The organism is Streptomyces roseoverticillatus, from assembly GCF_000719265.1.
Lineage (GTDB): Bacteria > Actinomycetota > Actinomycetes > Streptomycetales > Streptomycetaceae > Streptomyces > Streptomyces roseoverticillatus.
Genome location: NZ_JOFL01000031.1, coordinates 45813 through 64097, shown reverse-complemented (window position 1 = coordinate 64097; position 18285 = coordinate 45813). Strand labels below are relative to the sequence as shown.

The 18285-nt window shown below is 73.9% G+C and carries 14 protein-coding genes; 10 read left to right on the top strand and 4 right to left on the bottom strand.

Translation table 11 applies throughout. From position 1 onward, the window contains the following. The 5 genes from IF61_RS0128405 to IF61_RS0128380 form a co-directional block, all read left to right on the top strand. On the top strand, positions 1-576 hold a 576-nt coding region (locus IF61_RS0128405; protein ID WP_030369398.1), incomplete at its 5' end, for an elongation factor 1-alpha C-terminal domain-related protein. A 233-nt stretch (positions 577-809) separates the two neighbouring features. Next, entirely contained in the window at positions 810-1925 is a 1116-nt protein-coding gene (locus IF61_RS0128395; RefSeq protein WP_030369396.1) for an aliphatic sulfonate ABC transporter substrate-binding protein, read from the top strand. A 44-nt stretch (positions 1926-1969) separates the two neighbouring features. Continuing rightward, positions 1970-2773: an ABC transporter ATP-binding protein gene (locus IF61_RS0128390; RefSeq protein WP_030369395.1), complete on the top strand. Its 804-nt coding sequence runs from the start codon at positions 1970-1972 to the stop codon at positions 2771-2773. Further along, the gene (locus IF61_RS0128385; RefSeq protein WP_030369394.1) at positions 2760-3662 is read left to right on the top strand and encodes an ABC transporter permease; all 903 of its coding nucleotides are present in this window, start codon (positions 2760-2762) and stop codon (positions 3660-3662) included. Before IF61_RS0128390 ends, IF61_RS0128385 begins: the two co-directional genes overlap by 14 nt. Further along, complete coding sequence (locus tag IF61_RS0128380) at positions 3659-4450, top strand: sirohydrochlorin chelatase (protein WP_030369393.1); 792 nt, start codon at positions 3659-3661, stop codon at positions 4448-4450. Before IF61_RS0128385 ends, IF61_RS0128380 begins: the two co-directional genes overlap by 4 nt. Before the next feature lie 121 nt (positions 4451-4571). On the opposite strand, the gene IF61_RS0128375 is transcribed toward IF61_RS0128380, so the two are convergent. Further along, positions 4572-5810, bottom strand: coding sequence for a S8 family peptidase (locus IF61_RS0128375; protein WP_030369392.1), 1239 nt, complete (start codon positions 5808-5810; stop codon positions 4572-4574). Positions 5811-6260: 450 nt separating this feature from the next. Here IF61_RS0128375 and IF61_RS0128370 point away from each other — a divergent pair, with 450 nt between their 5' ends. After that, entirely contained in the window at positions 6261-7070 is an 810-nt protein-coding gene (locus IF61_RS0128370; protein ID WP_052393128.1) for a phosphotransferase, read from the top strand. A gap of 358 nt (positions 7071-7428) precedes the next feature. On the opposite strand, the gene IF61_RS0128365 is transcribed toward IF61_RS0128370, so the two are convergent. Next, on the bottom strand, positions 7429-8145 hold the full coding sequence (locus tag IF61_RS0128365; protein ID WP_030369390.1) for a 3'-5' exonuclease: 717 nt from the start codon (positions 8143-8145) through the stop codon (positions 7429-7431). 96 nt (positions 8146-8241) lie between these two features. After that, positions 8242-9483, bottom strand: a complete 1242-nt coding sequence (locus IF61_RS0128360; protein WP_078660571.1) for an SAV2148 family HEPN domain-containing protein — start codon at positions 9481-9483, stop codon at positions 8242-8244. 438 nt (positions 9484-9921) lie between these two features. Between IF61_RS0128360 and glgX the strand changes: the two genes are divergently transcribed. Then, positions 9922-12048 (top strand): glycogen debranching protein GlgX, encoded by a 2127-nt coding sequence (gene glgX / locus IF61_RS0128355; RefSeq protein WP_030369388.1) that lies wholly within the window; start codon positions 9922-9924, stop codon positions 12046-12048. A gap of 213 nt (positions 12049-12261) precedes the next feature. Continuing rightward, a complete protein-coding gene (gene treY / locus IF61_RS0128350) occupies positions 12262-14700 on the top strand; it encodes a malto-oligosyltrehalose synthase (RefSeq protein ID WP_030369387.1) in 2439 nt (812 codons plus the stop codon). A gap of 107 nt (positions 14701-14807) precedes the next feature. Here the strand turns inward: treY and IF61_RS0128345 are convergent, their stop codons facing one another. Continuing rightward, positions 14808-15716, bottom strand: a complete 909-nt coding sequence (locus IF61_RS0128345; protein WP_030369386.1) for a LysR family transcriptional regulator — start codon at positions 15714-15716, stop codon at positions 14808-14810. Between the two features lie 92 nt (positions 15717-15808). Here IF61_RS0128345 and lpdA point away from each other — a divergent pair, with 92 nt between their 5' ends. After that, on the top strand, positions 15809-17239 hold the full coding sequence (gene lpdA, locus IF61_RS0128340) for a dihydrolipoyl dehydrogenase (RefSeq protein WP_030369385.1): 1431 nt from the start codon (positions 15809-15811) through the stop codon (positions 17237-17239). A gap of 100 nt (positions 17240-17339) precedes the next feature. Then, complete coding sequence (locus tag IF61_RS0128335; RefSeq protein ID WP_030369384.1) at positions 17340-18272, top strand: GNAT family N-acetyltransferase; 933 nt, start codon at positions 17340-17342, stop codon at positions 18270-18272. Positions 18273-18285 lie beyond the last annotated feature (13 nt).

Below are 18285 nucleotides of genomic sequence, written 5' to 3'. Positions count from 1 at the left end.
GCCGGCCAGCTGGCCGCCGGCGTCCTGCGCGTCGGCGAGCGGGTAACGGTCCTCCCCTCGGGGCGGACGAGCACGATCGACGGCATCGACGCCCTCGGCTCGCCGGTGGACGTGGCGTGGGCGCCGCAGTCGGTGACGGTGCGGCTCGCCGACGACGTGGACGTCTCGCGCGGCGATCTCATCGTCCCGACGGCGGACGCGCCCGGCACGACCCGGGACGTCGAGGCGACCGTCTGCCACGTGGCGGACCGGCCGCTGCGCGTGGGGGACCGGGTGCTGCTCAAGCACACGACCCGGACGGTCAAGGCCCTGGTGAAGGCGGTGCCGTCCCGGCTGGCGCTCGACGACCTCTCCCAGCACCCGGACCCCGGCGAGCTGGCCGCCAACGACATCGGGCGGGTGGTGCTGCGCACGGCCGAGCCGCTGGCGCTCGACCCGTACACCGACTCCCGGCGCACCGGCTCGTTCCTGCTGATCGACCCGGCCGACGGGACGACGCTGACGGCGGGCATGGCGGGCGAGGCGTTCGCGGACGGCACCGCCGCGGCGGCCGGCGACGAGGGCTGGGACTTCTGACCATGAGCACCTCCCCCAGGGACTTCTTCACGGGCTTCGGCAAGGAGGGCGGCCGCGTCGGCGGCGGCGACCTCGGCAGCGGGCGGGGCGGCACCGGACGATGTGCGCGCTGAGCACCGTACCGGCGCCGCCCGCCGGTCCTGAAGTTCCCCCCGCCCTCCCGCACTCCTTACGCCCGCTGCAAGCGCCGGGCGTCCCCTAGTCGCATCCCGGCCCGTTCGAGAGGACCCCTTGTGTCCAGTGCCGCCCGCCCTCCCCGCCGCCGTGCCCTCACCGCCCTGGCAGCCCTCCCCCTGCTGGCCCTCGCCCTCGGCGCGTGCGGCTACGGCTCGCAGAAGGACTCCGCAGCCGAGCCCGCGGGCGGGACGGGGAACGCGAAGAAGCTCTCGGCCGACACGGTCCGGATCGGCTACTTCCCGAACATCACCCACGCCACGCCGTTGGTCGGCGAGCAGGAGGGCCTGATCCAGAAGGAGCTGGGCGGCACGAAGCTCCGCTCGGCCACGTTCAACGCGGGCCCCTCCGAGATCGAGGCGCTCAACGCCGGCTCCATCGACATCGGCTGGATCGGCCCGTCGCCCGCGATCAACGGCTACGTGAAGTCCAAGGGGAAGGGCCTGCGCATCGTCTCGGGCTCGGCCTCGGGCGGGGTGAAGCTCGTCGTCGACCCCAAGAAGATCTCGTCCGTGGAGGACGTGAAGGGCAAGCGGATCGCCACCCCGCAGAAGGGCAACACGCAGGACGTGGCGTTCCTGCACTGGATCGCGCAGCAGGGCTGGAAGGCCGACCCGCAGAGCGGCAAGGGCGACGTCTCGGTGGTCCGTACGGACAACAAGGTGACGCCCGACGCCTTCAAGTCCGGTTCGGTGGACGGCGCGTGGGTGCCCGAGCCGACCGCGTCGAAGCTGGTCTCCGAGGGCGGAAAGGTGCTCCTCGACGAGGCGGCGCTCTGGCCGGACAAGAAGTTCGTCATCACCAACGTGGTCGTGTCGCAGAAGTTCCTGGACGCCCACCCCGATGTCGTCGAGGCCGTGCTGCGCGGCTCGGTGAGGACCAACGCCTGGATCAAGGCGAACCCCGGCAAGGCCGAGGCCTCGGCGAACGCCGCGCTGAAGAAGCTCTCCGGCAAGGAGCTGCCCGCCCAGATCCTCGACCCGGCCTGGAAGTCCATCGAGGTCCTCGACGACCCGCTGGCCGCGACGCTGCGGACCGAGGCCGCGAACGCCGTCACGGCGGGGCTCCTGGAAGAGCCGGACCTCTCCGGCATCTACGACCTGACGCTGCTCAACAAGGTTCTCAAGGCCGAGGGCAGGCCCGCGGTGGACGCCGCGAAGCTCGGCAAGCAGTAGCCGCCCGCCCGTCGTATCCGCCCCACTCCCCAGGAGGTGACCGGATGGCCCCGGCACTGACGACCGACAAGACCGGTGCGACCGCGCTCGCGGACCGCGAGTCCGCGGCGGTCAGGATCGACCACGTCCACAAGTCCTTCGGCCGGCCCGGCGCGGCCCAGCCGGTGCTGGACGACGTCTCGCTGGAGGTGCGCCCCGGCGAGTTCGTGTGCCTCCTGGGGGCCTCGGGCTGCGGGAAGTCGACGCTGCTCAACCTGGTGGCCGGCCTGGACCGGCCGACCGCGGGCAGCATCGAGGTGCCCGGCGGGCGCCCGGCCCTGATGTTCCAGGAGCACGCGCTGTTCCCGTGGCTCACCGCGGGCCGCAACATCGAGCTGGCGCTGCGGCTGCGCGGCGTGCCGCGCGCGGAGCGGCGGCCGGAGGCGGAGCGGCTCCTGGAGCTCGTACGGCTCTCCGGGGCGTACGGCAAGCGGGTGCACGAGCTGTCGGGCGGCATGCGGCAGCGCGTCGCGCTCGCCCGCGCGCTGGCGCAGGACAGCCAGGTCCTGCTGATGGACGAGCCGTTCGCGGCGCTGGACGCCATCACCCGGGACGTGCTGCACCACGAGCTGACCCGCATCTGGTCCGAGACGTCGCTGTCGGTGCTGTTCGTGACCCACAACGTCCGCGAGGCCGTGCGGCTCGCGGAGCGCGTCGTGCTGCTGTCCTCGCGGCCGGGGCGAGTGGCCCGGCAGTGGGCCGTGGACATACCCCAGCCCCGCCGCATCGAGGACGCGGCGGTGGCGGACCTGTCCGTCGAGATCACCGAAGAACTGCGTGGGGAGATCCGCCGCCATGGCCAGCACTGAGACCGGCACCCGGAACTCCTCCGGCGGCAGCCACGACCTCGCCGGCCTGGAAGCCGGGCTCGACGCGCTGGACGCGGTGCGCGTCGAGCGCACCTCCTTCGGGAAGGTGCTGCTCCACAAGGTCCTGCCGCCGGTCACGGCTGTCGTCCTGGTCCTCGTGGTGTGGAAGGTGCTGGTCGTCGCGGAGGTCACCGACGACTACAAGCTGCCCGACCCGGCCGCGGTCTGGCACAGCCTCAGGGAGCTGTGGCTGCGGGGCACCCTCCTGGACATCGTCTGGACGTCCGTCTCGCGCGGCCTGCTGGGCTTCGCCGCCGCCCTCGCCCTCGGCACGCCGCTCGGCCTGCTCGTCGCGCGCGTGAAGTTCGTACGGGCCGCGCTGGGCCCCGTCCTGTCCGGGCTGCAGTCGCTGCCGTCGGTCGCCTGGGTGCCCGCGGCGGTGATCTGGCTGGGCATCACCGACGGGGCGATGTACGCGGTGATCCTGCTCGGCGCGGTGCCGTCCATCGCCAACGGCCTGGTGTCCGGCATCGACCAGGTGCCGCCGCTGTACCTGCGGGCGGGCCGCACCCTGGGCGCCACGGGGCTGCGCGGCGCCCGGCACGTCCTGCTGCCCGCCGCGCTCCCCGGCTACATCGCCGGGCTGAAGCAGGGCTGGGCGTTCTCCTGGCGGTCGCTCATGGCCGCCGAGCTGATCGCCTCCTCGCCCGACCTGGGGCTGGGGCTCGGCCAGTACCTGGAGAACGCGCGCACCGACTCCGACATGCCGGGCGTCCTCCTCGGGATCATCCTCATCCTGTTCGTCGGCATCGCCATCGACCTGGCCGTCTTCAGCCCGCTGGAGCGCCGGGTGCTGCGGACGCGCGGACTGGCCGCGGCGGCCCGTTGACCCCCGCTCCCCTGCTCCTCGTCGCCCACGGCAGCCGCGACCCGCGCCACGCGGCCACCGTCCTCGCCCTGCGCGAGAAGGTGGCGGCGGCGCTGCCCGGCGTACGGGTCGAGGCCGGGTTCCTCGACTTCTGCGTGCCGGGCGTGCCGCAGGTGCTGGAGCGGCTGGCGGCGGAGGGCGTACGGGACGTGGTGGCCCTGCCGCTGCTGCTGACCCGCGCCTTCCACGCCAAGGCCGACATTCCGGCCGTGCTGCGGGCGGCGACGGCGGGGCTGCCGCACCTGCGGGTGCGGCGGGCGCGGGTGCTGGGGCCGTCGCCCCTGCTGACCGCCGCCCTGGAGCGGCGGCTGCACGAAGCCGGGCTGGCGCCCGGTGACCGGAGCCCGACCGGGGTCGTCCTGGCCTCGGCGGGCTCCTCCGACCCGGAGGCGAGCGCGGTGATCGCAGCAATCGCGCGGGAGTGGCGGCGTACCGGCTGGTGCGCCGTGCGGCCCGCGTTCGCCTCCGCTTCCCTGCCGCGCGTCGCGGACGCCGTGCGCGCGCTGCGCGCCGAGGGGGCCCGCCGGGTGGCGGTCGCCCCGTACGTCCTCGCGCCCGGCCGCCTGCCGGACCGCATCGCGCGGGGCGCCGCGGAGGGCGGCGCGGACGTCCTCGCGGGCGTGCTGGGTGCGGCGCCCGAGGTGGTGGCGCTGGTGGTGCGGCGATACCTAGAAGAAGGGGCAGAGGGGGCCGCGGCGGGGGCGGCCGCCTCCCCGGAGCTGCGCGCGGCTCTCGGCCGCTCGGCCTGATCCCGCCCCGGCGACCGGCCTGGCTGGAAAGGCGACCTGCCGGGCCGGGAAAGGGCACGGCCGCCGCGCCCCGTGGGGGTGGGGCGCGGCGGCCGGCCGATGGGCTGTCCTGCTGTCCGGACTACTCGGTGACCTTCAGCAGCTTGTTGGGCGTGCCCGCGCTCGGCTTGGAGATCTTGTCCGACGTGGCGCCCTTGACGAGGGCGGCCGCGACCTGGTCCGGGGTGGCGTCCTTGTGGGCCGACAGGTAGACCGCGGCGGCGCCCACCACGTGCGGGGTGGCCATCGACGTACCGGAGATGGTCTTGGTGCCGGAGTCGCTGTCGTTCCAGTCGGAGGTGATGTCCGAGCCGGGGGCGTAGAGGTCGACCACGCTGCCGAAGTTGGAGAAGTCGGACTGCTGATCGTCCTTGGTGGAGGAGGCGACCGTGATGGCCTCCTTCACCCGGGCCGGGGAGCTGTTGCCCGCGTCCGTGGACTCGTTGCCCGCCGCGACGGCGAAGGTGACGCCGGAGGCGATCGCCTTCTGCACGGCCGCGTCGAGCGCCTCGTCCGCGCCGCCGCCGAGGCTCATGTTGGCGACCGAGGGGCCCTTGTGGTTCTTGGTGACCCAGTCGATGCCGGCCACGACCTGCTCGGTGGAGCCGGAGCCCTGGCCGTCCAGCACCTTGACGGCCACGATCTTGGCCTTCTTGGCGACGCCGTGCGCCGTGCCGGCGATGGTGCCCGCCACGTGGGTGCCGTGGCCGTTGTCGTCCTCGGCCTTGTCGCTCTTGTCGACGGCGTTGAAGCCGAAGGAGGCGCGACCGCCGAAGTCCTTGTGGCTGATGTGGACCCCGGTATCGATGACGTACGCGGTCACGCCGTCACCGGCGCCGTCGGGGTAGGCGTACTTGCCGTCGCCCTTGGTCTCGGTCTGGTCGATGCGGTCCAGCCCCCAGGAGGGTGGGGCCTCCTGGGTGGCGGTGGCCTTGAAGCGGTGGTTCTGCACGACCTTGGCGACGGCCGGGTCGGCCGCGAGCCGCTTGGCCTCGGTCTTGTCGAGGCCACTGGCCGAGAAGCCGTGGATGGCCGAGTCGTAGGTGCGGCCGAGCTTGCCGCCGTACCGCTGGGCGAGGTCGCCGCCCTGCGCGGACACGGACTTCGCGCCCACGCCCGCCTTGGCTTCCTTGCCGTCCTTCAGCAGGACGATGTAGCTGCCTTCGACGGCGTCCTTGGACTCGGTGCCGTAGACGGTGCCTTCGGGGGCGGGGGCGGCGCCGGCCGGCAGAGCCATGAGCGTGGCTCCGGCGGTGACGGCGGTCGCGGCGGATATCGCAAGGATCAGCCGTCGCCGGCCGGCGCGCTTGTGTGCTGCCATGACGAGGTTTCCTCCTCGTGCTGTTGTGGGGGGAATTGAGCATGAGTCAGTGCACACCCGGAGTGACGGAAGGGGTCGCTCCGGGTGCTTCGAAACCCTGTCGGATTTGACGCGGGCAGTTCAACCCCCTCGGGGTTTTGTGACATAGGCAACGTCGTTGCGTAATGCCAAAAGCCTTTGAAGGAAGGCAATTTGGGCACTGACGCCGCATCAACTGAGCGCGGGGGCAGCCCTGATGAGAGCGGAAGGTGAACAACCCCGCTCCGGGCCCGGCGAGACGATACGTACCGCCCGGCGATTACTTTCGGCCATCACCGGCCGAGCCGGTAGCGTGGCAGGTCGAGCAGGGCGAACACAGGAAGCAGGGACACGGTGACGGACGCGGTGGAAGGCAGCACGGCATTCACGGAGCAGCGGGCGCGCGCCCTGCTCGCGGCGGCGGTGCCGGAGATGCCGGCGGACGCGGCCCTGCTCTCCCTCGGCGAGAACGCGGTCTTCGCCGGCGGCGGGCTCGTCGCCAAGGTCGGCCGCGACGCCTCACTGCTCGACCGGGCGCGGCACGAGCTGCGCGTCGCCGCCTGGCTGGCCGGGCACGGCGTCCCGGCGGTGCGCGCCGCCGAGGCCGCGCCGCGCGTGGCCGAGGGCCGGCCGGTGACCCTCTGGCACCGGCTCCCCGACGCCGTGCGCCCGGCCGGGCCCGCCGACCTCGCCGCGCTGCTGCGCGTCATCCACGCCCTGCCGGAGCCGGACTTCGCCCTGCCGCCGCGGGAGCTCCTCGGCGGCGTCGAGCGGTGGCTGCGGCTGGCGGGCGACGCGATCGACCCCGCCGACGCGGCCTACCTGCGGCAGCGCCGGGACGCGTTCGCGGCGGAGGCCGCCGCGCTGACCCCGCACCTGCCGCGCGGCCCGATCCACGGGGACGCCCTCCCCCGCAACGTGCACCTGGGGCCGTCCGGCCCCGTCCTCGTGGACCTGGAGACCTTCTCCGGCGACCTGCGCGAGCACGACCTCGTCGTCCTCGCCCTCAGCAAGGACCGTTACGGCCTGCCCGCCGACGCCTACGACACCTTCGTACGCGCGTACGGCTGGGACGTCCGGGAGTGGGAGGGCTGCGGGGTCCTGCGGGGCGCCCGCGAGACGGCGAGCTGCGCGTGGGTGGCCCAGCACGCGCCGGCCGGCGCGGCGGCGCGGGCGGAGTTCGCTCGCCGGGTGGCGTCCCTGCGGGAGGGGGATGCGGGGGTGCGGTGGTATCCGTTCTGAGGGGGATCTCCCTGCGGGAGGGCTGGGAACGATGCGGTGGGCTGCTGCAGGAGGACGGCTGCGGGCGGTGTGTGGCTGGTCGCGCAGTTCCCCGCGCCCCTGATGGGGCGGAGGCCTGCCCTCTCAGTGCCAGCCGGATGGCCCGTCGGCCGGCTGCGGGCCGTACGTGGCTGATCGCGCCCACGCGGCGGAGCCGCAAATCGACACCGCCCCGCGCCCCTATCGGGGTGCGAACCCGCTGCACGTTCAGCCACGCTGAATCCTCCCGCCGCAACGGCGAGAATCCACCGCGGCGAGGGTCCGGCGGAATGCGCGGCGGTCGGAACCACCGCGTACGCCGCTGTCGACCGCCTCGCGGTCAGCGCAATGGCCAGCGGGTGTCCACTGTCGCCGTCGCGTCCCCGCGGCCGCGCAGCCATGCCTCATACCCCCGTGCCCATTCCGCGTACCAGCGGACCTGGTCCCGGTGGAGGTCCCACGGGGCCGACCCGGCCACCTCCGGGTAGCGGTCGGCGAGGGCGCAAGCCACCCGGACCGCGGCGAGGGCGTCCGCGCCCGCCTCGTGGGCGTCGTCCAGGGTGACGCCGTAGACGCCGCAGACGGTCTCCAGATTGCGCTTGCCCCGGCGGTAGCGGTCGAGGGCGCGGTCCATGGTGAGCGGGTCCACGACCGGGCCCGTCTCCGCCGCCGTACCGGCGGCCTCCGCGGCGAGCCGCTCGCCGAGCGACGGCAGCCCGTGCCGCTGGAGCTCCGCCGCGAGGATCGTCAGGTCGAAGGCGGCGTTGTAGGCGACGACGGGGGCGCCCGCCGACCAGTGGGCGACGAGGATGCCGGCTATCTCGTCGGCCACCTCACGCGCCGGCCGCCCGAGCGCCGCGCGCTCGCTGGTGATGCCGTGGATGGCCGCGGCCTCGTCCGGGATGGGGACGCCGGGGTCGGCGAGCCACTCCCGGCGCCCGATCGGCTCACCGCCCTTGGTCTCGACGACGGCCGCCGTGACGATCCTCGCCTCCGCCGGGTCCGTGCCCGTCGTCTCCAGGTCGAAGCCGATCAGCAGCTCCTGATGCCACCCCATCGCGGTCCCCCTTCGTGGTGCTTCCCCCGACTGGTTCCCCAGCGTCGCACGCCCCACTGACATCGCCCCTCGTCAGGCCGTCGCCGCAGGCGAGCGTCACGACACCGGCCGCGAGTCCGCCCACACGCTCTCGAACTCCTCGCGGTACGTCTCGAAGAGCCCGTGCTCGGGCTCGCGCCCGTCGCGGACGACGGTGCCGCCGCCGCGCAGCACCAGCACGGGCGCCTCCATGCCGCGGGCCTTGCGCAGGTAGGACTGGACGACGGCGAGGCCGTCCGAGCCGTCGCCGTTGACGAGGTAGGCGGTGAAGCGGGGCGTCTCGTCGAAGACGCGGATCTCGAAGGCGGCGGTGTCCCGCAGCCGGTCGCGCACGCGCCGCATGTGCATGATGTTCATCTCGACGGACCGGCTCATCTCGCCCTTCTTGATGCCCAGCTCCCGCTCCCGGCGCCGCACGGCGCTGCTGGCGGGGTTGAGGAAGAGCAGGCGGGCCCGGCAGCCCGCCTCGGCGAGCCGGACGAGCCGGCGACCCGAGTAGTTCTGGACGAGCAGGTTCAGGCCTATGCCGACGGCGTCGAGGCGCCGGGCGCTGCCGAAGAGGTCCTCGACGGGCAGCTGGCGCTGCAGCCGGACCCGGTCGGGGTGGACGCCGACGACGTCGGCGTAGCGGTCGCCCACGATGTCCTCGACGGCGTCGACGGGCAGCCGGTCGGCGGACGCGGCGCCGGAGCCGCTGCCGCCGCCGAGGATGGCGAGGAGGCGGCCGGAGGCCCGCTCGGCCTGGGCGAGGACGGTCTCGGACAGGGCGCGGTTGCGGGAGACGACGTTGCGCGTGACCTCGAGCTCGTCCAGCGCCAGCTCCAGCTCGCGCCGGTCGTCGAGGTAGGGCTCGAAGCAGGGCCAGTGCTGGACGAGGAGCTCACGCAGCTGGGGCAGGGTGAGGAAGCTGAGGACGTTGTCGTCGGCGGGGTCCAGCAGGTAGCCCTTGCGGCGGCTGACCTCGCGCACGGCCACGGCCCGCTGCACCCACTCCTGCCCGGCGGGGCCGGCCGCGGCGACGACCCATTCGTCCTCGCCGTGCACGGGCTCGTAGACGGGCCGCAGCACGGCGGCCACGACGGCGCGCAGCCGCTGCTCCACGAGGTTGAGCCAGATGTAGGCCCGGCCGGCGCGCCGGGCGCGGGTGCGCACCTCGCTCCACGCGTCGGCGTCCCAGTCCAGCGCGGCGCCGATCTCCACGGGGCGCGCCAAGGACACGGCGCCGGGAGGTGTGTCGGCCGAGCCGTCACCCCCGGGACCTCCGTCTCCAGGGGGCAGCTCCAGCCCGCCCGAGCTCACAGTGCACCGCCCTTCCGCCCCCGTCCAACGATCAAGGCAGACTACTGTGCGGGCGGGAGGCCCTGCACCCGGACGCGGCCGGTCCCCCGTCAACTCTGGGTTTCCGTGTGCCTGTTGTCCGGCGCCCCGGGGCGGGGAGTGAGCCGTTTCATAGCGGCGGGGGCGCAAAAGGCGCGGTGAGGGCCGTGCGGGCGCGCGTACGGGCGCGGTGGCGGCGGTGCCCCGGGGCCCGTGCGGGCGGGGGCCGCAACCGGCCGGGCCCCGCCGGGTCACCCGGTCGGACGAGCCGAAGAAGGCGGTGGCGGCGCTCCTTTTGGGGAAGATCTGGCGAAAGGGCGGCCCGTCGGCTCCGATTGGGCGAGGATGCCGCTTCGGCCCGTACGCGCGCGTGACCACCGGTACAGAAGAACCGGGGACGACGGAAGAACGGAAGAGTCGATGCAGGTCTGGCCGGGACAGGCGTATCCCCTCGGCGCGACGTACGACGGCGCCGGCACCAACTTCGCGGTCTTCGCGGAGGTCGCCGAGCGGGTCGAGCTGTGCCTGCTGCACGACGACGGCTCGGAGACGGCGGTCGAGCTGCGCGAGAGCGACGCCTTCGTACGGCACGCCTATCTGCCGGGGGTGATGCCGGGTCAGCGGTACGGCTTCCGGGTGCACGGGCCGTACGAGCCGGAGCGCGGCCACCGCTGCAACTCCGCCAAGCTGCTGCTGGACCCCTACGCCCGGGCCGTGAGCGGGGCCGTCGACTGGAGCGAAGCGGTGTACGGCTACCACTTCGGGCGGCCTGAGAAGCGCAACGACATGGACTCGGCGCCGCACATGATGACGTCGGTCGTCGTCAACCCGTACTTCGACTGGGGGGACGACCGCCCGCCGCGCACCGACTATCACCGCACGGTCATCTATGAGGCCCATGTGAAGGGCCTGACGATGCGCCACCCCGCGCTGCCGGAGGAGATCCGGGGCACGTACGCGGCGCTGGCCCATCCGGCGGTGCTGGAGCACCTGACGGAGCTGGGGGTGACGGCCATCGAGCTGATGCCGGTCCATCAGTTCGTCAACGACCACCGGCTGGTGGACGCGGGGCTGGCCAACTACTGGGGCTACAACACCATCGGCTTCTTCGCCCCGCACAACGCCTACGCCTCCTGGGGCGACCGGGGCCAGCAGGTGCTGGAGTTCAAGTCTGCGGTGCGGGCACTGCACGCGGCGGGCATCGAGGTCATTCTGGATGTGGTCTACAACCACACGGCCGAGGGCAGTCACCTGGGGCCGACGCTGTCCTTCCGCGGCCTGGACAACGCCTCGTACTACCGGCTCGCGGACGACCCGCAGTACTACATGGACACCACCGGCACCGGCAATTCCCTGCTGATGCGCAGCCCGCACGTCCTGCAGCTCATCATGGACTCGCTGCGGTACTGGGTGACCGAGATGCGGGTGGACGGTTTCCGCTTCGATCTGGCGGCGACGCTCGCGCGCCAGTTCCACGAGGTGGACCGGCTGTCGTCGTTCTTCGACCTGGTGCAGCAGGATCCGGTGGTCAGCCGGGTGAAGCTGATCGCCGAGCCGTGGGACGTCGGCGAGGGGGGCTACCAGGTGGGGAACTTCCCCCCGCTCTGGGCCGAGTGGAACGGAAAATTCCGGGATACGGCGCGGGACCTGTGGCGCGGCGAACCGGCCACCCTCGCGGAGTTCGGCTCACGCCTGACCGGCTCCTCCGACCTCTACCAGGGCGACGGCCGCCGCCCGCTGGCCTCCATCAACTTCGTCACCTGTCACGACGGCTTCACCCTGCACGACCTCGTCGCGTACAACGACAAGCACAACGAGGCCAACGGCGAGGACAACCGCGACGGCGAGAACCACAACCGGTCCTGGAACTGCGGGGCCGAGGGAGAGACCGGCGACCCCGGGGTGCTCGCCCTGCGCGAGCGCCAGATGCGCAACTTCATCGCCACCCTGCTGGTGTCCCAGGGCGTGCCCATGCTCAGCCACGGCGACGAGTTCGCGCGCAGCCAGCGCGGCAACAACAACGCCTACTGCCAGGACAACGACGTCTCCTGGGTGCACTGGCCGCACCCCGGCGACGCGTCCTCCACGCGCGCCCGCCGGATGCTCGCCTTCACCCGCGCGATGGTGTGGCTGCGCCGCGACCACCCGGTCTTCCGGCGCCGCCGCTTCTTCCACGGCCGCCCCGTGCAGGGCACGCACGACGAGCTGTCCGACATCGCCTGGTTCACCCACGAGGGTGAAGAGATGCGGGACAGCGACTGGCAGGCCGCCCAGGCCAAGTCCCTGACCGTCTTCCTCAACGGCGGGGCGATCTCCGAGCCCGGGCCGCGCGGCGAGCCGGTCGTCGACGACTCCTTCCTGCTGATGTTCAACGCGCACGACAAGCCGCTCGACTTCGTCGTCCCCGCCGACCACGGCAGGCAGTGGCAGATCGTGGTCGACACCGCGAGCGCGGAGGGCGTCGAGACGGATGGGCCGAAGGTCCGTGCGGGAGACCGTCTGACGCTGGCCGACCGCAGCCTGACGGTGCTGCAGCGGCCGGCGTAGGGCGGCCCGCCCGGCCCCACTCCCGGGTGACAGCACGGTCCGGCACCGCCGGTCCACGCCGTCGTGGCATCCCGCCGCTGCGGCGGAAGAAGGTTTGTCCGCCGCAACGGCGCAGCACCACGACGGCGGAATCCGGCGGTGCCGAGCCGTGCCCAACCCTCCGTACTGGTGGCCCCCGCGGCAAAGCCGCGCCAAGTGGGTACGTACGTTCCCATGAGGCCCCCGCACCGCACCGCGCCGACCGCCACCTACCGGCTCCAGCTCCAGCCCTCCTTCCCGTTCCGGGCGGCCGAGGAGGCCGTGCCCTACCTGGCCTCCCTCGGGGTGTCGCACCTGCACCTGTCGCCCGTCCTGGAGGCCGTCCCCGGCTCCACCCACGGCTACGACGTGACCGACCACTCGGCCGTACGGGCGGAGCTCGGCGGCGAGGAGGGCCTGCGGTCGCTCTCGCGCACCGCCCGGGAGCACGGGCTCGGCCTCGTCGTCGACATCGTGCCCAACCACATGGCCGTGCCCGCGCCCGCGACGCTCAACGGCCCGCTGTGGGAGGTCCTGCGGGACGGCCCGGCCTCGCGCTACGCCCGCTGGTTCGACATCGACTGGGCCGAGCACGGCGGGAAGGTGCTGCTCCCCGTCCTGGCCGGCCCGCTCGGCGCGGAGCTGCGGCGCTTCACGGTCGCGGGCCGCGCGGGCGGTGCTGAGCGCGTCCTGCGCTACGGCGACCACGCGTTCCCGCTGCGGCCCGGCACCGAGCGGCTGCCGCTGCCCGAGCTGCTCGACGCCCAGTGGTACCGGCCCGCCTGGTGGCGCCTGGCCCGCACCGAGCTCAACTACCGGCGCTTCTTCACCGTCTCCGAGCTGATCGCCGTTCGCGTCGAGGACCCCGAGGTCTTCGCCGCCACCCACGGCAAGGTCGTCCAGTTGCTGCGCGAGGGGGTGATCGACGGGCTGCGCGTCGACCACCCCGACGGCCTCGCCGACCCCGCGGGCTACCTGCGCCGGCTCGCCGAGGCCACGGACGGCCGGTGGACGGTCGTCGAGAAGATCCTCAGCGCCGACGAGCGGCTGCCCGCCGACTGGGCCGTCGCCGGCACCACGGGCTACGACGCCCTGCGCCGCCTCGACGGCCTCTTCCTCGACCCCGAGGGCGTGGGCGCGCTCGGCGCCCGCTACCGCGACTTCACCGGCCTGCCGCCCGACCGCGGCGGCGACTGGCCCGCGACGGTGCGGCGCGCCGCGTACAAGGTGATCAGCCACGAGCTCGCCGCGGAGTCCGAACGGCTCGTCCGGACCGCCGGCCGGATCTGCGAGGGCTCCCACCGGCTGCGCGACACCGCGCCCTGGGCCCTGCGCACGGCCCTGCACGAGATCCTCGTCCGGCTGCCCGTCTACCGCCCCTACGCCGTGCCCGGCCGGCCGGTCGCCCCCGTCGACGCCGCCCTCCTCGACCAGGCCGCCCAGGACGCGCGCGGCGCCTTCGCCGTCCCCGAGGAGGCGGCCGCGGCCGAGGTGGTCCGCGACGCGGCGCTCGGCCGCCTGGGGCAGGGCCCCGACCACCGGGACTTCTGCGCGCGGTTCGCGCAGACCGCGTCCGCGCTGCGCGCCAAGTCCGTCGAGGACACCGCCTTCTACCGGCACGCGCCCCTGCTGTCGGCCACGGAGGTCGGCGGCGACCCCGGCCGGCCCGCGGTCTCCCCCGAGGACTTCCACTCCTACTGCGCCCTGCTCCAGCGCGACTGGCCCGCGACCGGCACCGTGCTCTCCACGCACGACACCAAACGCAGCGCCGACGTACGGGCCCGCATCGCCGCGCTCAGCGAATGCCCCGAGGAGTGGGGCGACCTGATGGAGCGGCTGGCGGCCACGGAGCCCGGCGCGCCCGACCCGCACGCGGCGTGGCTGGCCTGGCAGACCGCCTTCGGGCTCGGCCCGGCCGGCGGGTCCGACGGGCCCGCCGACGCGTCCCGGCTCGTCGCCGCCGTGCTGAAGAGCGTGCGCGAGGCGGGGCTCCGTACGACGTGGACCGAGCCGGACGCGCCGTACGAGGCGGCGGTGGAGGCGTTCGTCGCGGGAGGCCCGTGCGGTGCGGCCCGCGCCGCGCTCGCGCCCCTGGAAGAGGCGCTGCGGCCGTCCGTGCGGGCCAACACGCTCGGCGCGGCCCTGCTGCACCTGACCATGCCGGGCGTCCCGGACCTCTACATGGGCACGGAGCGCGCGTACGCCGCGCTGGTCGACCCCGACAACCGGCGGCCGCCGGTCTTCTCCGAAGCGGGAGCCGAAGCCGGTGTCTGTGCCGCTGCCGGTGCCGCGGGCAACCTGACCGCCGAGAAGCTGCACCTGACCCGCACCGTGTTGCGGCTGCGCCGCGAGCGCCCCGAGTGGTTCGGCGTGGGCGCCTCGTACGAGCCGCTGGCCGCCGACGGCCCGGCCGCGGAGCACTGCGTGGCGTTCGCCCGCTCCGGCGAGGCGGTGACCGTCGTCTCACGGCTGCAGCGCCGGCTCGCCCGGAGCGGGGGGCTGCGGGAGACGGTGCTGGCCTTGCCGGGGGGCGGGCCGTGGCGCGAGGTGTTGACGGGGGCGTCCTTCGAAGGGCGTGCCATGCTGGCCGAGCTACTGGAACACCAGCCGGTGGCGCTTCTCGTACGGAGCTGAGTGCTCGGCCGGGTGCGTTGTCGACTGCGGGTCGTATGTGGCTGGTCGCGCCCACGCGGCGGAGCCGCAGATTGGCACCGCCCCGCGCCCCTAACGGGGCGCGGTGCTTACGGAGCCCGGTGACCCGACAGCACCGGTCCCGGAAACGCCATCTCCCCGCACAGTTCCACGAACGCCGCCGTGATCCCCGTCAGGCCGACCCGCGTGAAGGCGGTCTGCTCGCGGCGCCACGGGCGGTCGACCGGGACGGCCACCGCGCCGGGCACGTCGCGCGCCATGTGCACGGGGGCGGCGACCAGGCCCAGCCCGGCCACAGCCATCCGTACGGCGGTCGAGGAGTGTTCCGTCCAGATTGCCGTACGGGGGCTGAAGCCGCCCTGTTCGCAGACCCAGTCCAGCCAGCGTTTGCCCTGCACGAGCGGTTCGAGGGCGCAGCGCACCCAGTCGCGGTCGGCCAGCTCGGGCAGCGTGACCGGGTCCGTACGGGCGGCGAGCGGGTCGGCGGCCGAGGTGATCACCATGATCTCCTCGTCGCCGAGGGAGACGACGGGGCCGTGCCAGCCCTCCGGGCGTGGGCCGACGGCGATGTCGGCGACGCCGCGTTCCATGTGGTCGCGCAGCTCCTCCGTGGTCGCGTACTCGTGGAGGTGGAGGCGGACGGCGGGGAAGGCGCGGCGCCAGCGCGCGAAGACGGGTGGCAGCACGCCGACCGCGAGGGCGTGCAGCGAGGCGATGTGCAGTTCGCCGCCGGCCGCCCCGGCCGCGGCCTTCGCCGCCCGGCGGGCCTGTTCGGCGCTGCGGACGGCGAGTTCGGCGTGGGGGAGGAACGCGCGGCCCATGGGGGTCAGGCCGATGCCGCGGGGGCGGCGTTCCAGCAGCGGGCCGCCGACGTCCCGTTCCAGGGCCTTGATCTGGTGGGAGAGCGCGGACTGGGTGACGTTGAGGAGCTCGGCGGCGCGGGTGAAGGACTCCTCCTCGACGACGGTGACGAGGTACTCCATCTGCCGCAGGCTCATGCCGGCCCCCCTGAGCACTCATGAACCCAGATCATGGGTTCCATCGAAACATTGCGTTGGACTCATGATCCCTGACAGCGCAGGGTGAAGACATGCGCGAAACAGGCTTGCTGGAAACAGATGTGATCGTGATCGGCGGCGGCACGGGCGGCTACAGCACCGCCCTGCGCGCCGCGGCGCTCGGCCTCGACGTAGTCCTCGCGGAGCGCGACCTGGTGGGCGGGACCTGTCTGCACCGCGGCTGCATACCCAGCAAGGCGATGCTGCACGCGGCGGAGCTCGTGGACGGCATCGCGGAGGCGCGCGAGCGGTGGGGAGTGAAGGCGACGCTGGAGTCGGTCGACTGGTCCGCGCTGACCGCGACCCGTGATGACATCGTCTCCCGCAACCACCGGGGCGTGGAGGGCCATCTGGCCCAGGCCGGCGTACGCGTGGTGCACGGCTCCGCATCGCTGACGGACGCACGCAGCGTACGGATCGACTCGGGTGCGGACGCGGGCGCGCGGTGGACGGCCCGGCGGGGCGTCGTCCTCGCGACCGGCTCCAGGCCGCGCACGCTGCCCGGCCTGGAGCCGTCCGGGGCGCGCGTGGTGACCAGCGACGACGCGCTGTTCGTGCCCGGGCTGCCGGGCTCGGTGCTGGTGCTGGGCGGGGGTGCCATCGGCGTCGAGTACGCGTCCCTGCACCGCTCCATGGGCGCCGAGGTGACGCTCGTGGAGGCGGCGGACCGGTTGCTGCCGCTGGAGGACGCCGACGTGAGCCGGTACCTGACGCGGGGTCTGAAGAAGCGCGGCATCGACGTGCAGGCGGGGGCGCGGCTGGAGGAGGCCGCCGTCCACGAGGGCGGGGTGCGGGCCACGCTGCGCACCGCCAAGGGGGACGTGCGCACCGTCACGGCGGAGCGGCTGCTGGTGGCCGTGGGCCGGGTCCCGGTCACCGACGGCCTCGGCCTCGCGGCGGCCGGTCTCGCCGTCGACGCCCGCGGCTTCGTACAGCCGGCCGACTGGTCGCGCCTGGAGACGGCGATGCCGGGCATCCACGTCGTCGGCGACCTGCTGCCTCCGCCGTCCCTCGGCCTGGCCCACGCCTCCTTCGCGGAGGGTCTGCTGGTCGCCGAGACCCTGGCCGGGCGGGCTCCGCGGCCGGTCGACTACGCCGCCGTGCCGCGCGTCACGTACTCCAGCCCGCAGACGGCCTCGGTCGGTCTGACGGAGGCGGGTGCGCGCGAGCGCGGGTTCGATGTCGAGGTCAACTCCATGCCGCTGACGGCCATCGCCAAGGGCATGGTGCACGGGCAGGCCGGTGTGGTGAAGGCCGTCGCCGAGAAGGGCGGCGGCCGGCTGCTCGGCGTCCACCTGGTGGGCCCGCACGTCTCGGAGATGATCGCGGAGAGCCAGCTGGCCGTCGGCTGGGACGCGGAGGCCACGGACATCGCCCAGCACATCCACCCGCACCCGACGCTGTCGGAGGCGGTGGGCGAGGTGATGCTGTCGCTGGCGGGGCGGGGGCTGCACCAGGCGTGAGGAACGGGTGTGCGGCGAACGAGCGGGTGAAGAAATCAGTGGACGGCCGGCACCGGGTGCGCGCACCCTCTGCGCAGAGATTCCCTTCCGGAAGGAACCCATGACCGGCTTGGTCGTCCGCGCGCTCACCGAGCACGACACCCACCTGTTCACCTCCTTCGACGCCTCTTCCGCCCCCGCCCTCGTCGGCAAGGGCGCCTTCGGCCACGCCTACGTGCCCGTCCACGAGGGCGGGGAGTACCGGCCCGACTGGACCTGGGTGGCGCTGCGCGACGGCAGGGTCGTGGCCCGCGCCGCCTGGTGGGGAGGGCCGGGCGACGAGACGCCCAAGGCCCTCGACTGGTTCGACTTCGCCGACGGCGAGGCGGAGGCGGCGGCCCAGGTGCTGCGCGCCGCGCCCCTGCGGTCCGAGTACTGCCTCATCGCCCCGCCCGGCTGGCGCGACCTGCCGGACGTGCGCGCCGCCGTCGAGGCCCGCGTCGCGGCCGCCGAGGCCGCCGGGATGCGGATCCTCGTCGAGCGCTTCCGCTACGAGTGGACGACCGATTGCCCGCTGCCGGAGCGCACGGGCAGGCTGGTGTGCCGCCCCGAGCCCGACGACGCCGTCATCCGCGACGTGCTCGGCCGCACCATGCACGGCACGCTCGACGCCCACGACTGCCGGAACGTCGCCGAACTCGGCCTGGAGGCGGCCGTCGACGACTCGATGGAGTTCCTCGACTGGCTGCCGTCGCCCCGCGCGTGGTGGAAGCTCGCCTACACGCCCGGCGGCGAGCTCGTCGGCATCCACATCCCCGCGCACAACCCGGCCGGGCCGTGCGTGGGCTACATCGGCGTCGTTCCCGGGCAGCGCGGCCGCGGCTACGCCTACAACCTGCTCGTGGAGTGCACGCACGACCTGGTGGACGAGGGCGCCACCCGCATCGCGGCCGCCACCGACCAGGGCAACTTCCCCATGGCGGCGAACTTCGCGAAGGCCGGCTACCCCGTCAGCCAGGAGCGTATCGACCTGATTCCGCCGCCGCAGGGCTGACCGGTTATGCCCC

What these genes read in the sequence shown, in the direction of transcription:
- IF61_RS0128345 (WP_030369386.1), bottom strand. Translation starts at nt 15,716, where the DNA reads ATGAGCCTGCGGCAGATGGAGTACCTCGTCACCGTCGTCGAGGAGGAG.
- IF61_RS0128365 (WP_030369390.1), bottom strand. Translation starts at nt 8,145, where the DNA reads ATGGGGTGGCATCAGGAGCTGCTGATCGGCTTCGACCTGGAGACGACG.
- IF61_RS0128335 (WP_030369384.1), top strand. Translation starts at nt 17,340, where the DNA reads ATGACCGGCTTGGTCGTCCGCGCGCTCACCGAGCACGACACCCACCTG.
- IF61_RS0128375 (WP_030369392.1), bottom strand. Translation starts at nt 5,810, where the DNA reads ATGGCAGCACACAAGCGCGCCGGCCGGCGACGGCTGATCCTTGCGATA.
- lpdA (WP_030369385.1), top strand. Translation starts at nt 15,809, where the DNA reads ATGCGCGAAACAGGCTTGCTGGAAACAGATGTGATCGTGATCGGCGGC.
- treY (WP_030369387.1), top strand. Translation starts at nt 12,262, where the DNA reads ATGAGGCCCCCGCACCGCACCGCGCCGACCGCCACCTACCGGCTCCAG.
- IF61_RS0128385 (WP_030369394.1), top strand. Translation starts at nt 2,760, where the DNA reads ATGGCCAGCACTGAGACCGGCACCCGGAACTCCTCCGGCGGCAGCCAC.
- glgX (WP_030369388.1), top strand. Translation starts at nt 9,922, where the DNA reads ATGCAGGTCTGGCCGGGACAGGCGTATCCCCTCGGCGCGACGTACGAC.
- IF61_RS0128390 (WP_030369395.1), top strand. Translation starts at nt 1,970, where the DNA reads ATGGCCCCGGCACTGACGACCGACAAGACCGGTGCGACCGCGCTCGCG.
- IF61_RS0128370 (WP_052393128.1), top strand. Translation starts at nt 6,261, where the DNA reads ATGCCGGCGGACGCGGCCCTGCTCTCCCTCGGCGAGAACGCGGTCTTC.